Raw genomic sequence first — 14759 nt, 5'->3', positions numbered from 1 at the left:
GACAGGTTGGAACGGGCGGGACTCTACCCTTCGCGGAACACGACGGCAGGGTCCAGTCGACTGGCGCGCCACGCGGGCAGCAGCGCGGCGGCGACCCCCACGGCCAGCAGCCCCAGGGTGGAGCCGACGAGCGACAGCGGGTCCACCGCGCTCACCCCGTACAGGAACGAGGAGAGCAGCCGCGCCAGCACGAGCGCCGCGACGGTGCCGAGCGCGCTGCCGAGCAACACCAGCTTCCCACCCCGCCCCACCACCTGCGCCACCACGCGCGACGGCCGCAGCCCGAGCGCGATGCAGATGCCAAAGTCTCGCTGGCGCCGGCGGACGAAGTGGGAGGTGACGCCATAGACGCCCACCGCGCCGAGCACCACCGCGAGCGCCGTGAGGAACGTGAGGACCGCCATCACCTGCCGCGCGGGGCCAATGGCCTGCGCGAATACCGCGTCCAGCGTGGTGCCGCGCTGCACGGCCACGGAAGGCGCCGCGGCGGCAAGCTGGCGGCGGGCCGCCTCGAGCAGCGACGCGGGGTCATGTCCCGGCTGCGCGCGCAGCACCAGGGCCTGCCGCGTCATCGTCATGCCCGCCACCTGCGCGTGGAGCATGTAGCGCGCGGGGACGGAGCCGTCGGTGAGGCCCGCCTCCGCCACGTCCTCCACCACTCCGACGATGCGCTCCAGTCCCTCCAGCCCCATGTTGATGCGCTGACCGATGGGGTTCTCTCCCGGGAAGTACTTCTTCGCGAGCGCGCGGTTGATGACCACGGCGCGCTCCGTGTCTACCCTGTCGCTCGCACTGAGCAGTCGCCCGTCGAGAAGCTGGATGCCGATGGCCTCGAAGTACCCGGGCGATACCAGCCGCACGTAGGTGGTGGAGGCAGGCAGGTCCGGCTTGCCCTCAATCGCGAGGCCCCAGTCCTCACCCGCGCCTCGCAGCGGCAGCTTCTGGGTGATGCCCACCGCGCGGACTCCGGGCAGCGTCGCGAGCGTGGCTTCCAGGTCCGCCAGCAGCCGGGGCCGCGCCTCGCGAGCGACGTTGCCCTCCATCACCACGTCCAGCACCGCCACACGGCCGGTATCCAGCCCCGAGTCGATGCCACGCAGGTTCGCCACCGAGCGCACCAGCAGCGCGGCCCCCGCCGTCAGCAGCACCGCGAGCGCCACCTGCCCCACCACCAGCGCACCCTCCGTCCTTCCACCGCGCGCGCCGACGCCGCCCGTGCGCGACTTCGACAGCGCGCGCTGCGGGTCCGACTTCCGCAGCGAGCGCGCCGGCAGCAGCGCCACGCCGAACGCCGCGACGAGCGCCAGTACGAGGGCCGCGGAGAACACTCCCCAGTCCAGCGAGCCCCGGGGCGCGAGCGGCCCCAGCGGCAGCGCCTCGGTGAGCAGCCGGAAGCCCTGGGCGGCGATGACGGCGCCGACTCCGGCGGAGGCCAGCCCCAGGAGGAGCGCCTCCGCGAGCAGCTGCTGCGTCATCCGGCGGCTGTCGGCGCCGAGCGCCATGCGGACGGCGAGCTCGGTGGCGCGGCTGTCCACCTGCCCGAGCATCAGCGCGGCGACGTTGGCGCAGGCGATGAGCAGCAGCACCGCCATGGCCGCGAGCGTCGCGAGCAGCGGCGCCTGGAGCGGCCCGAGCAGGTGCTCGCGCAGCGGTGTCAGCGCGGGCCGGCGGGACTTGTCCCAGGCCGGCGGGTACTGGAAGCGCTCCAGGAGCCGCGCGCCGAACCGCTTCAGGGCCAGGTCGAGCGCGGGCCCGTCCGTCCCGGGCGCGCGCCGTCCCACCAGCGCGTAGTTGCCGGAGCCGTCCTCCGGGTTCATCGGCTCCGCCACCCAGGCGCGCACCGTCGGGTCGGGGAACCAGAAGCCCCTGGGCATGACGCCCACCACCGTGTGCGTCGCGCCGTCGAGCTCCACCGTGGAGCCCACGAGCGAGGGCTGCCCGCCGAGGTCCGCGTAGAGCCCATCGCTGAGGACCACCGCGGGCGCGGAGCCCGGCCGGTCTTCGTTGGGCTCGAAGCCGCGGCCCAGCACCGGGCGGACTCCGAGGACGTCGAAGAGCGTGGCGGTGGTGGAGACGGCCGTCACCAGCTCGGGGGACGCCTGCGGGCCGCGACGGAGCGGGAGCTCCTTGGTGCGGAAGGCCGCGACGCCGCTGAAGCCGGCCCAGTCGGACGAGAGGTGGAGGTACTCGCGCTCGGACCAGTCCCCGGGCTGCCAGAACAGGCCGAGCCGCTCCTCCGCGGGGTACGGCAGCGGCGTCAGCAGCAGCCCTCGCACCAGCCCGAAGGCCGCCGCCGTCCCGCCCACGCCGATGGCGAGGGTGAGGATGGCCAGCAGCGCGTAGCTCGGGCGGGTGCGCAGCCGGCGCGCCGCGTACCGCAGGTCCATGATGAAGCTCTCCATCGGGGGGCCTCCAGGGCGTAGACGGCTGGAGGCGGGCTCGAAGCCGGTCCAACCACGGGAGAACGTCCGCCGCGCCAGCGGCGGCAACGAGCCGAGCGCCTGCCGCCACAGCCACGCGCGTGCGGCGCCGTGGCCCTCGCGGGCCGCACGGGCCGAGAACTCGGCGGACAGCTCGGCAATCACCTCGTCCCGCTCGGCGTACGGCAGCCACGCCCGCAACAGCCGCAGAGGCAGACGGGGGACCGTCACGGGGCCTCCACTCCTCGGCTCGGACTGCGGCACGCGCACCTCGGCTCGCTGACGGGGTGAATTACTACAATGTAGAATACGAAGCCAGCGACGGGCGATTGCGTGGGGTTTCACGGACGGGGGCTCCGTGCCGTGTGGGGCGCCCGGGACTCCCGTGGAGTTCACGCGGAGGGACACGGTGGGCACACCGAGCGTCGCCCTGCTCCACGGCGCATCAGCGAGGGGATGAAGGAGCCTGGCGTAGCGAACGGGCGAGAGAGGCTTCCGGAGCGCGAAACGAACAAGGGCGCAGCCCGGCAAGCGGACTGCGCCCGAAGAAGCGAGGAACCCCATCAGCCAGGCGTCAGCCCTGGCGGACTCACCACCCTGACGGGCTCACCACCCCGGCGGGGCGAGGGCGTTGGCGGGGAGCGGATTGAGGAACGCGCTCCGAGCCAGGTCGAGCTGCGTCCCGCCATGCGCGTAGTACTGGTTGCGCCCGGAATCGAGCACCATGGCTCCGGAGTAGATGTCCCAGTACGGGTCCGCCGTCCCCGGACGGGGCGCGTACATCAAGTCCCTCGCCGTATCGAAGACGTGGCCACTGGAGTGCTCGTTGGGCGCGGCATCAGCGACGACGCCCAGCCCGTGCAGCGTCTCGTGCAGCATGGCGAACTCGATGTATCCGGGCGTCGTGCTCGAGCCACCCACCGGGTTGGCGCTGCATGGCACGGCGCCGTTGGGAAGGCCGTTGAGATACAGGGCCACCACCTTGCCGACGAGGAGCGGAGGCCACGCGGCGCCACCGCAGGCCCACTCGCTGGTGCCGCCGTAGTAGACGGCGTACAGCTTCCGGGTGTCGTTGAGGAGCCCCTGGGCCTTCAGCTCCCGCTCGATGCGGTCTCTCACGTAGGCGTAGCCGGTGTTGACGTCACCGGTGTTGCCCGTGCCCCGCATCTGGGCATTGGTCTTCGTCAGCCGCACGAACTGGATGTCCAGCACCGAACCGGACACGTCGTAGCGCAGCGCCGCGCCGTTCGTCGTCTGAGAGGTGAACCAGTTGTACTGCGCCTGGACGGAGCGGCAGAGCGCCCCGTTCGTGTCGAGCGCCAGGTCCACTCCGTCCGAAGGCAGCACGTAGAGGAACTTCACCTTGTAGTTCGTGTTGCCGTCGGCGCGGTCCACGGTGGTGCGAGTCGTAGGACAGGAGAACGTCGCCAGCGCCGGGGCCTGACTCTCGGCCACCGCTTCAGGGCGCTGCTCGGCGGGCGCCTCGACACCGCAGGCCACGCTCCCGAGGGACAGGGACAGCACCACGGCCTGCCTGAGGCTCGACTTCCAGCCGCGTTCCTTCTTCAGCTCTTGCATGGAGTCCGCTCCCTTCATTGAGGGTGCGGTTGTAGTTCGCTGAAGAAGTGCGCAACAGGATGGGCGCGGTAGAGCGGAGCGAGGCTGCTGCCGCTACCCGCCGGAGTCCGCGCGGGAGTCACCGCGCGCGAGCGGCATGAGGTAGCGCGGCTCGACGGTGGGCACGCCGCCCGTGCCCTGCATCTTCTTGCCCGCGAGCCGCATCACCGCGCCCAGCATGGTGAACATCACATGCAGCACGCCGAGGGGCTTGAGCACCATCTGTCCCGCTCGCGTCTGGCCTGCCTGGACCCGGTCTATCTCCGACTGGCGCTCCTCCTGAATCCGCTGGAAGACGGCTTCGTCCGGGGTGCTCACCACATGGAGGGCATCCAGCAGGTGGTTCGCGGCCACGAACGTGTCGCGGATGGCGAGGTTCAACCCCTGCCCACCCGACGGCGACATGGTGTGCGCCGCGTCTCCGAGGAAGAGGACGCCGGGTGCGTGCCAGCGGCGCACACGGTCGACGAGGATTTTCAGCACCTGCCACTCGGTGCGCTCGTCGAGCTTGCGCTCCACGTGGGGCCGCAGTGTCTCCGGCAGCGTGGGCAGCAGCCGTCGGCGCAGCTCCGGGAGGTCCTTGCGCAGCCGGTTGAGGTCTCCCGGCTCGCTGTACGCCAGGTGAAGCCGGTGGCCCGTGGAGGGCTGGAAGACGACGACGAGCCCCTTGCCGAACATGTGGACCTGGAGCGACTCGGGAAGCGCCTCCGGTGCGTCGGAGAGGTCGAAGCGCAGCCAGAGCGCGTCGGCGGTCGACTCGAACTCCTCCGTCTCCAGCCCGCAGGACTTGCGCAGGTGGCTGTTGCGCCCGTTGCAGACGATGAAGAGGTCCCCGTCAACGCGGCCCTCCACGCCGTTGTGCCGGGTCTTCATCGCGACGACGCGCCCGTTCTCCTGGATGGCGTCGAGGACGGTGGTGCCGAAATCGAGCTGGTAGTGGGGGTAGCGGCTGCACAGCTCGTGCAGCAGCGCGAGCATTCCGGGCTGGGACACCACCGCGCCACGCTCCTGGGGACCGGGCACGCGGACCGTGCGGCGCTTGCCCACGTACATGCGGCGCTCGATGTCCGGCAGCGCCAGCTTCCGTTCGAGCAGCACGGAGAAGAGCCCCGCGCGCTTGAACGTCTCGACGACGGAGGCCTGCAGGAGCTCGCCGCGGAACTCGCGCTCGAAGTCCGGGTGGCGCTCCAGGACGCGGACCGGCACGTTGTTCGAGACGAGCTGGTAGGCGAGGACCATTCCGGCGGGTCCACCACCGACGATGACGACTTGAGGGAGCTTCATGGGGGTTTCTTCTACCCTGATAGCGGAGGCAGGGAGGCCGCGTGTCGGAGGAACGAGCAGCTCACGCCTCGCCGTTGACCCCACGAAGGTGTCTGACGAGGTGCGCGTCAGCACTGTCAGGGAGGTCTTCTTTTCAAAAGCGGACCATGACGCTCCTGCCTCAAGACTACCCCGTCAGCTTTGATCGGCCCCTACGTCCTGCATCGTTGAGCACCAGCCCCCCCGAGGAGTTCGACGACCATGAAGCTCTCCATCCACCTGGCCAATGACACGGTCTCCTCTTTCGAGGAGCTCATCGACCCCAAGTACCTGCGCGCGGGGAACCTCCAGAAGTTCCCCGGCCCCAAGAAGCTCGGGTACGCGTGCGAGGGCTACCTGCTGACCACTCGGGGCAAGCCCCCCAAGTGGATGGCCTTCCTGGGCTCGCACTTCGACCTCACCGAGAGCGGCGCGACGAACGCGTTTGCCTCCTTCATCCTCCTGCTCAAGGTGAAGCAGCGGTTCTTCGCCGTCACCTTCGGCTACGGCTTCACCGCCCTCAACCGCGGCAAGCTGGAGCCCCGCTTCGGTCTGCTGGCCTCCCTCAACGCGCTGGACCCCAACGCGGTCCGGAAGATGGAGAGCCGCAACATCGACCTCGTGACGCGGCAGAAGAGCACCTACGTCAACGTGGAGAGCCCGCCCCACGAGTTCGACCTGAACTTCAATCTCGACTGGGTCTACCAGGTCGCCGGCAAGCCCTCGTCCACGGACCTCGGGACCCGAATCTCCGGGGCGGACTCCCTCTCCATCAACTGCGAGTGCACCCTGGAGAAGCTGGGGGACAAGTGCGCGCAGTTGCTCGAGCGCTACCTGGCCGCCGACTACAAGAAGGCCTTCCACTTCATCGACCACGTCCAGCCGCTCTCCCGGAAGGACCCGCGGGTCGCGCAGCTCCACGCGAAGCTTCGGGAGAAGGTCCTCCGCCGGGAGACGACTCGGATGGCCATCGCCTACCCTCGGCCGCCCGAGGAGGACATCGAGGGCTACCACATCTCTTTTGGCCGCACGGCGGAGCCGGTGGACGACGTCACCCTGGAGTCCGTCTACCGGTTCATGGATGCGCATGGCGTCAAGAACGCCGACAAGCTCCGGATCTACAGCTACGACCCCAACCACACCGTGAGGGAATCGTGGACGCTCTTCGAGCTGCTCGTGTGCGAGCTCGACGATGGGCAGGACACGTTCATCCACCTGGCCCGGTCCTGGTTCCGTGCGGACCGCGACCACGTCGCGAAGGTGCGTGAGGATCTCTCCCGGCTCACTGACATGACGCTCCTCCTGAACCTGCCGCCCGTGGGAGCCGAGGCAGAGGGAACGTACAATCAGGCCGTCGCCACCCAGCGCTCCTGGCTGAACCTCGACAAGAAGAACTTCCAGATCAAGCACAGCCGCGACAAGGTGGAGATCTGCGACCTCGTCACGCCGCAGAAGCACCTCATCTGCGTCAAGAAGATGAAGGACTCGGCGACGCTGAGCCACCTGTTCGCCCAGGCCAGTGTCTCCGCCACCCTCCTGCGCCAGAATCCCGAGTACCGGCAGCACTTCGAGCGCCTGCTCAAGCAGAAGTGGCCCAAGCTCGTCCTCGACCAGGGCCCCCGCCCCACCTTCGTCTACGCCATCCTCACCGACAAGCCCGGCCCCCTGCACCAGTCCCTGTTCTTCTTCAGCGCCCTCAACCTGCTGGACCACGCCCGCCGGGTCCAGACCGCCGGCTTCGAGGTCGCCGTCTGCCGGGTCGAGCAGTTGGCAGTCGCGTAGGCCTCGCAGTCGGCATCGCGTGGGGTCTTGACGAACATCAAAGACATCCGCCCTGACGCCAAGGCCTTCCACTGCTTCACCCGTGGTGCGGCTGTGCCCAAGGAGGACCAAGTCCCCGACTTGCGCGAAAAGCGCGACGCGGCGATACCGGAGAGGCACCCAGTAATGCCGGTGACTGATGGCCTCCCTGACCTCTCCGAACTTTCAATTCCTGGCGGGGCATGACCCGCTCCTGGTGGCGTTGGGCGCGCAAGCCGAGCGCTTCTTCGCGGACGACCCCGTCACCTGCTTGATGAAGTTGCGGCAGTTGGGGGAGGTTCTGGCCCAGCACGCTGCGGCCAGCATGGGCATCACCGTCCCGGACCGGACGCCCCAGTTCCAGCTCATCGAGCGACTGGCGATGCCTCCGCGTGGCGTCCTCACGCCGGACATGAAGCGCCTGTTCCACGACCTGCGGGAAGTCGGGAACCATGCCACTGATGAGGCGCAGGGCACCCACGGCGACGCGCTCCACCAGCTCAAGATGGCCCGGAACATCGCCATCTGGTTCCACCGCGCCTTCGGACGGCAGAAGAACTTCGAGCCGGGCCCATTCATCCCACCTCCGGACCCCGCGAAGGAAAGCGCGGCCCTGAAGGCCGAGCTGGAGCGGCTGCGGGGCGAGCTGGGGAAGGTGCAGCTCTCCCACGAAGCAGCCCAGGCGGCGGCACAGGAGGCCGAGCGCCAGCGGCTGGCGGCCGAGGAGCGTGCGACCCGCGACGCCGAGGAGCGCGAGGTCTGGCGAGAGCTGGCCGAGGAGGCGGAGCGCAAGCTGGCGGGCCAGCTGGCCGCCCTGCGCGCCAGGGCCGAGGCCCAGCCGGCCGCGCAGCTCCAGCAGCGGGCCACCGTGGCGTTTCTGGCCGGCGAGAAGCTGGAGCTGGACGAGGCGGACACCCGGCACCTCATCGACGCGCAGCTCCGCGCGGCGGGCTGGGAGGTGGACTCGCAGGCGCTCACCTACGAGCGTGGCGCCCGGCCGCAGGCGGGGAAGCACCGGGCCATCGCCGAGTGGCCCACAGCGGATGGCCGCGCCGACTATGTCCTCTTCGTCGGCCTGGAGGCCGTGGGCGTGGTGGAGGCCAAGCGCCAGAGCAAGGACGTGCCCGGCGCCATCCAGCAGGCGAAGCGCTACAGCTGCGGCTACACCGTGCGCGGTGACGAGAAGCTCCCGGGCGGCCCCTGGGGCGAGTACCGGGTGCCATTCCTCTTCGCAACCAACGGGCGGGCGTACCTGGAGCAGCTCAAGACGAAGAGCGGCATCTGGTTCCAGGACGTGCGCCGCGCCACGAACCACCCGCGCGCGCTGGTGGGCTGGCACACACCGGAGGGCCTGCGGGAGCTGCTGCGCCAGGACGAGGACGCGGCCCGGGCCGCTCTCCGCGCCAAGCCCGTGGACCTGCCGGGCCTGCGCGACTACCAGGTGAAGGCCATCCGCGCCGTGGAGGCCGCGCTGGAGGACGGCCGGCGCCACTGCCTGGTGGCCATGGCCACGGGCACCGGCAAGACGCGCACCTTCATCGGGCTCATCTACCGGCTGGTGGAGTCGGGCCTCTTCCGGCGCGTCCTCTTCCTGGTGGACCGTACCGCGCTCGGAATCCAGGCCACGGACGCCTTCAAGGCGAGCCACGTGGACGGCGTGAAGGCCTTCGCGGACATCTACGACCTCAAGGAGCTGGGAGACCTGGAGCCGGCTCCGGAGACGAAGCTGCACTTCTCCACGGTGCAGGGCATGGTGCGGCGCATCCTCGGCGCGGAGTCCGACGCGGACCGGCCCGCCGTCTCCGACTACGACTGCATCGTCGTGGACGAGTGCCACCGCGGGTACACGCTCGACAAGGACATGTCCGACGCGGAGCTGACCTTCCGCGCAGAGGACGACTACCTCAGCGCGTACCGGCGGGTGCTGGACTACTTCGACGCGGTGAAGATTGGCCTCACGGCGACGCCCGCGCTGCACACCACCCAGATTTTCGGCGCGCCGGTGTACCAGTACAGCTACCGCGAGGCCGTCATCGAGGGGTGGCTGGTGGACCATGCCCCGCCCACCCGCATCGACACGGAGCTGAGCACCCGGGGCATCAAGTGGGAGGCCGGAGAGGAGGTGCCCACTCTGAACACCTCTTCGCAGCAGTTGGACCTCATCACCCTCCCGGACGAGCTGAGCTTCGAGGTGGATGCCTTCAACACCCGCGTCCTCACCGAGAACTTCAACCGCGAGGTGGCCCGGGCGCTGGCGGAGCAGATAGACCCGACGCTGGAGGGCAAGACGCTCGTCTTCTGCGCCACGGACGCTCACGCGGACATGGTGGTGGACCTGCTCAAGAAGGCCTTCGACGCGCGGTACGGCGACCTGGAGGACAAGACAGTGGAGAAGATTACCGGCAGCGTGGACCGGCGGCTGGAGCTCATCCGGCACTTCCGGAACGAGCGCCTGCCGAGCGTCGTGGTGACGGTGGACCTGCTGACGACGGGCATCGACGTGCCGCCCATCGAGAACCTCGTGTTCCTGCGGCGGGTGAAGAGCCGCATCCTCTACGAGCAGATGCTCGGCCGGGCCACGCGCCTGTGCACGTACCGGGATGGCACGGTGAAGGAGCTCTTCCGCATCTTCGACGCGGTGGACCTCTACAAGCTGCTGGAGCCCGTCACCTCGATGAAGCCGGTGGTGAAGGACCCGCTCATTCCCTTCGCCCAGCTCGTGCAGGAGCTGCAGGCGCTGCCCGACGGCGGGGCGCGGCAGGTGGTGCTCGACCAGCTGATGGCGAAGCTCCAGCGCAAGAAGCAGGCCCTGGGCGGCAAGCACGCGGAGCCCTTCGAGGCCGCGGCGGGTGAGCCGGCGGCGCAGGCGGTGGCGCGGCTGAAGGGTTGCACGACGGCCCAGGTCGCTGCCTGGTTCGCGGCGCACCCGCGCGTGGCGGAGCTGCTGGACCGGGTGAGCGGCTCGGGGCCGAAGGTCTACGTGTCCGAGCACGAGGACCGACTGCTGGGACTCTCGCAGGGGTACGGCCTCGGGCGGCAGCGTCCGAAGGACTACCTGGACGCCTTCGAGCGGTTCGTCCGGGAGAACCTGAACCGGATGCCGGCACTGGCGGTGGTGGCGCAGCGCCCGCGCGAGCTGACGCGGGAGGCGCTCAAGGCGCTGAAGCTGGAGCTGGACGCGGCGGGCTTCACCGACACGGCGCTGCGGTCGGCGTGGCGGGAGACGACGAACGAGGACATCGCGGCCTCCATCATCGGCTTCATCCGCCAACGGGCCGTGGGCGACCCGCTGATGCCCTACGCGCAGCGCGTGGACCGAGCCGTGAAGCAGGTGCTATCCAGCCGGCCGTGGACGCCTCCGCAGCGAACGTGGCTGGAGCGCATCGGCAAGCAGCTCGTGGCCAACGAGGTGCTGGACCGGCAGTCGTTCGAAGCGGGCGTCTTCAAGGACAAGGGCGGGTATACCGCCATCGACAAGGTGTTCGAGGGGCGACTCGAGCAGGTGCTCGGGGAGCTGACGGACTCACTCTGGAAGAACGCGGGCTGACGGCATGGGCAACGGCAACACCACGAACGACATCGTCCAGAAGCTCTGGAACCTGTGCTCGCTGCTGCGCGAGGACGGCGTCACGTACCACGAGTACGTGACGGAGCTGACCTACCTGCTGTTCCTCAAGATGCTCAAGGAGACGGGGCGCGAGGACGTCCTGCCCAAGGGCTACCGCTGGGACGACCTCGCGAAGAAGGACGGCGTGGCGCAGCTCGACTTCTACAAGCGGCTGCTGCTGGACCTAGGCGCGAAGGGCTCCCGGCGCGTGAAGGACATCTACACCGACGCCGGTACCACGCTGCGCCAGCCCAAGAGCCTCACGGCGCTGGTGAAGGCCATTGATGACCTCCAGTGGTACAGCGAGGACCGCGAGCACATCGGCGACCTCTACGAGGGGCTGCTGGAGAAGAACGCCACCGAGGTGAAGAGCGGCGCGGGCCAGTATTTCACGCCGCGCCCCCTGGTGGAGTGCATGGTGGAAGTGGTGAAGCCGCAGGCCGGCGAGCTCGTGCAGGACCCGGCGGCGGGCACGGCGGGCTTCCTCATCGCGGCGGACCGCTATGTTCGCGAACAGACGAGCGACTACTTCGACCTGAAGGACAAGCAGCAGGAGTTCCAGAAAAATCAGGCGTTCTACGGCGTGGAGCTGGTTCCGGACACGCGGCGCCTGGCGCTGATGAACTTGATGCTCCACGACATCGAAGGCGAGCTGCTGCTCGGGGACACGCTGTCTCCGCTGGGCGCGGGGCTGGAGAGGGCGCACGTCATCCTGACGAACCCGCCGTTCGGCACCAAGAAGGGCGGCGGCCATCCCACGCGGGACGACTTCACGTTCCCCACGAGCAACAAGCAGCTCGCGTTCCTGGAGCACATCTACCGCGGGCTGAGGTCGGGGGGACGCGCGGCGGTGGTGGTGCCGGACAACGTCCTGTTCGAGGAGAATGTGGGCGCGGCTATCCGCGCGGACCTGATGGACAAGTGCGACCTGCACACCATCCTCCGGCTGCCCACGGGCATCTTCTACGCGCAAGGCGTGAAGACCAACGTGCTGTTCTTCACGCGCGGGAAGACGGACAAGGGCCATACGCAGGCGGTGTGGGTCTACGACCTGCGGGCCAACATGCCGTCCTTCGGGAAGCGCACGCCGTTGAAGCGGGAGCACTTCAAGCCGTTCGAGGACGCTTTTGGCGCGGACCCGAATGGGAAGGGCTCACGCAAGGACGATGGCCAGGAAGGCCGGTTCCGGAAATTCACGCGCGCAGACATCAAGGCACGTGGCGATAACCTGGACCTCAGTTGGCTAAAGGACAACAGTGGCGACAGCAATTCCTCGCCGCTCGAGCCTGATGCCATCGCCGTGCAACTGCGCGTTCAACTACAAGCAGCTCTCGCTGAAATTGATGCCATCTCCTCTTTGCTCAAGGAGCCGCGCGAGGCCGCTCATGATATTTGAAAAACAGTTGCCTCCCGGATGGTCCTGGGCTCGCGTTGACGAGGTTGGCGAGGTGCGACTTGGTCGTCAGCGCGCTCCCGAACACCACACCGGAACGCACATGCGTCCATATCTGCGGGTCGCAAATGTATTCGAAGACAGAATCGACACAAGCGATGTCTTCGAGATGAATTTCACGCCCGAAGAATATGAGCGCTACAAACTACTTCCCGGTGACATCCTCTTAAATGAAGGCCAGTCCCGCGAACTTGTCGGCCGCCCTGCCATCTACCGGGACGAGATGCCTGGTGCATGCTTTCAAAACACCCTGATTCGATTCCGAGCTCGCCAATCGGTCATTCCAGAATTTGCACTACTTGTATTCCGAACCTACCTCCATTCAGGTCGCTTTCAATCGATTTCAAAATGGACCACCAGCATCGCTCACCTTGGCGCAGATCGATTCGCCAGTCTTGAGTTTCCTGTCCCACCTTTGGCAGAGCAACGGCGCATCGTATCCAAACTCGAAGCCCTCCTGTCCCGAAGCCGCCTCGCCAAGGAAGCACTGGACGCCATCCCAGCCCTGCTGGAGCGCTTCCGACAAGCCGTGCTCGCCGCTGCATTCCGTGGCGCTCTGACGGAACGCTGGCGTTCTCAGACTCGTAAGACCAAGCCCACCTCGGATCTGCTTGAGCAGATTCGCGCCGAGCGGCGCCGCCGCTGGGAAGATGTCGTGCAGGAGCGACTTCGTCTCAAAGCGAAGACGCCCAAGGCTGAGTCCTGGAAAACAGAGTACGACGAACCAACTCTTAGGATAGACCCTGATGCTCCAAAAGCAGAATGGTTCGGGGACTTAGATTCCCTAGGCTGGAATGCAGCTCCGCTAGAACTTCTCGCCGACCCAGTGCGGGGCATTCCATACGGTATCGTAATAACTGGCGACCCGCACCCTACGGGAGTTCCAACAGTGAGGTGTGGAGACATCAAGAACTTCTCAATAGAACTCGACCCGCTCAAACGCGTTAACCCGGAGATTGCCAGTCAGTACTCGCGTACTCGGCTCGAAGGTGGCGAAGTGCTTGTCGCTATTCGCGGCACCGTTGGAGGTGTTGCCGTAGCATCACTCGCCATGGCTGGCATGAATATCAGTCGTGAAGTAGCAATGGTGCCAAGCCTTCCGGGCGTACAGCCGCGCTTTCTCATGTATCTCCTAGCAAGTCCGGTAGCAGTGCGGATACTCGCTGGGCACACGAAGGGCGTGGCTCAATCGGGGGTCAACCTTGATGATCTCCGGAGTTTCCCCGTACCGCTGCCATCGACTGCCGAGCAGAACGAAATTGTCAAATTCATCGAGCAAGCATTCGCGCGAATCTCCACAGTGCACGAGCGATGGAAGCAGGCAAGCGAGCAGCTTGATTTGCTCAACGAATCAATGTTGAGCCGAGCATTCTGCGGCGAACTCGTCCCGCAGGACCCGAACGACGAGCCCGCCTCCGTGCTCCTGGAGCGCATCCGCGCCGAGCGCGAGGCCGCCGCCTCCAGTCCGAAGCAGCGACGCTCCACCAAGGCCACCGGCCGCAAGAGCGCTACAGGGAACCCGACATGAAGACCACGTGGATGGTCCGCGCCGGGCGCGGCAGCGAGAACATCGAGGAATTCCTGCGGCACGGCATCGTCGCCATGGGAGACGCGAGGCTCGGCCCGCTGTCGCCCTCGCAGTCCAAGGCGGACATGCTGCGCCTCTACGCGGAGAAATACCCCGAGGAGGGCGAGGGCACGCGCGCCACCTGGGCCAGCCAGTCCGCCCGCTTCGTCAGTGAGATGAAGTCCGGCGACGGCGTCATCACCTACGACAGCGAGCGCCGCCTCTACTTCGTGGGCACCCTGTCCTCGGAGTACGAGTGGGCGCCCCAGCTCATCGACTCCAAGCCCCACATGCGCCGCGTGAAGTGGACCGGCCGCGTCTCCCGCGACGGGCTGAGCGCGTCGGCGCGCAACTCGCTCGGCGCCATCCAGAGCCTCTTCAAGCTGGGCCCGGACGTGGCCGCCGAGCTGGCCGAGCAGGCCGTTGCTCTCGATACGGCCCCCGAGCAGACCCCGCCAGTCGCCCCACCCGTGGCCCGTCCCGTCGAGGGCAAGCCCCGCTCGGACGCGGAGCTGAGCGCGGAGATGTTCGACAAGGCCGGCGCCTTCGTCGAGGACGCCATCAGCCGCCTGGACTGGGAGCAGCTGCAGCACCTGGTCGCCGGCATCCTGCGCTCCATGGGCTACCAGACCCGGGTGTCCGAGCCGGGCCCGGACCGTGGCGTGGACATCTTCGCGTCGCCGGACGGCCTGGGCCTCCAGGAGCCGCGCATCTTCGTCGAGGTGAAGCACCGGCCCGGGACTCCCATGGGCACCAAGGAGCTCCGCTCCTTCCTCGGGGGCCGCAAGGCCAACGACAAGTGCCTGTACGTGAGCACCGGCGGCTTCACCAAGGACGCCCACTACGAGGCCGAGCGCTCCAACATCGCGCTCACGCTCATCACCCTGCCCCGCCTGCGGGAGCTGCTCCTCGAACGCTACGAGCAGCTCGATGCGCCGACGCGCGCGATGGTGCCACTCCAGCGCTTCTACTGGCCGGCCCGGTAGCACGGCC

At 68.0% G+C, this 14759-nt stretch carries 8 protein-coding genes; 5 read left to right on the top strand and 3 right to left on the bottom strand.

Annotated features, from left to right (window positions below; genetic code table 11):
• Positions 1–23 precede the first annotated feature (23 nt).
• The 3 genes from G4D85_RS13690 to G4D85_RS13680 all read right to left on the bottom strand — a co-directional run bounded on the left by G4D85_RS13690 (position 24) and on the right by G4D85_RS13680 (position 5321).
• Positions 24–2651 (bottom strand): ADOP family duplicated permease, encoded by a 2628-nt coding sequence (locus G4D85_RS13690; RefSeq protein ID WP_164011948.1) that lies wholly within the window; start codon positions 2649–2651, stop codon positions 24–26.
• A 375-nt stretch (positions 2652–3026) separates the two neighbouring features.
• On the bottom strand, positions 3027–3998 hold the full coding sequence (locus G4D85_RS13685) for a hypothetical protein (protein WP_164011947.1): 972 nt from the start codon (positions 3996–3998) through the stop codon (positions 3027–3029).
• 93 nt (positions 3999–4091) lie between these two features.
• Positions 4092–5321 carry an FAD-dependent monooxygenase gene (locus tag G4D85_RS13680; RefSeq protein ID WP_164011944.1) on the bottom strand — a complete coding sequence of 410 codons (1230 nt, stop codon included), beginning with the start codon at positions 5319–5321 and terminating at the stop codon, positions 4092–4094.
• 240 nt (positions 5322–5561) lie between these two features.
• Between G4D85_RS13680 and G4D85_RS13675 the strand changes: the two genes are divergently transcribed.
• The 5 genes from G4D85_RS13675 (at position 5562) to G4D85_RS13655 (ending at position 14752) form a co-directional block, all read left to right on the top strand.
• A complete protein-coding gene (locus G4D85_RS13675) occupies positions 5562–7121 on the top strand; it encodes a DUF6119 family protein (protein WP_164011942.1) in 1560 nt (519 codons plus the stop codon).
• A 178-nt stretch (positions 7122–7299) separates the two neighbouring features.
• Positions 7300–10686 carry a type I restriction-modification system endonuclease gene (gene hsdR / locus G4D85_RS13670; RefSeq protein WP_164011940.1) on the top strand — a complete coding sequence of 1129 codons (3387 nt, stop codon included), beginning with the start codon at positions 7300–7302 and terminating at the stop codon, positions 10684–10686.
• Positions 10687–10690: 4 nt separating this feature from the next.
• A complete protein-coding gene (locus G4D85_RS13665) occupies positions 10691–12142 on the top strand; it encodes a class I SAM-dependent DNA methyltransferase (RefSeq protein ID WP_164011937.1) in 1452 nt (483 codons plus the stop codon).
• A complete protein-coding gene (locus G4D85_RS13660; RefSeq protein ID WP_164011935.1) occupies positions 12132–13727 on the top strand; it encodes a restriction endonuclease subunit S in 1596 nt (531 codons plus the stop codon). Before G4D85_RS13665 ends, G4D85_RS13660 begins: the two co-directional genes overlap by 11 nt.
• Positions 13724–14752, top strand: coding sequence for a restriction endonuclease (locus G4D85_RS13655; RefSeq protein WP_164011933.1), 1029 nt, complete (start codon positions 13724–13726; stop codon positions 14750–14752). Before G4D85_RS13660 ends, G4D85_RS13655 begins: the two co-directional genes overlap by 4 nt.
• Positions 14753–14759: the final 7 nt, after the last annotated feature.

Source organism: Pyxidicoccus trucidator, assembly GCF_010894435.1.
Lineage (GTDB): Bacteria > Myxococcota > Myxococcia > Myxococcales > Myxococcaceae > Myxococcus > Myxococcus trucidator.
Note: the sequence above shows the minus strand (reverse complement) of the source record. Positions and strands in the feature narration are given on the sequence as shown.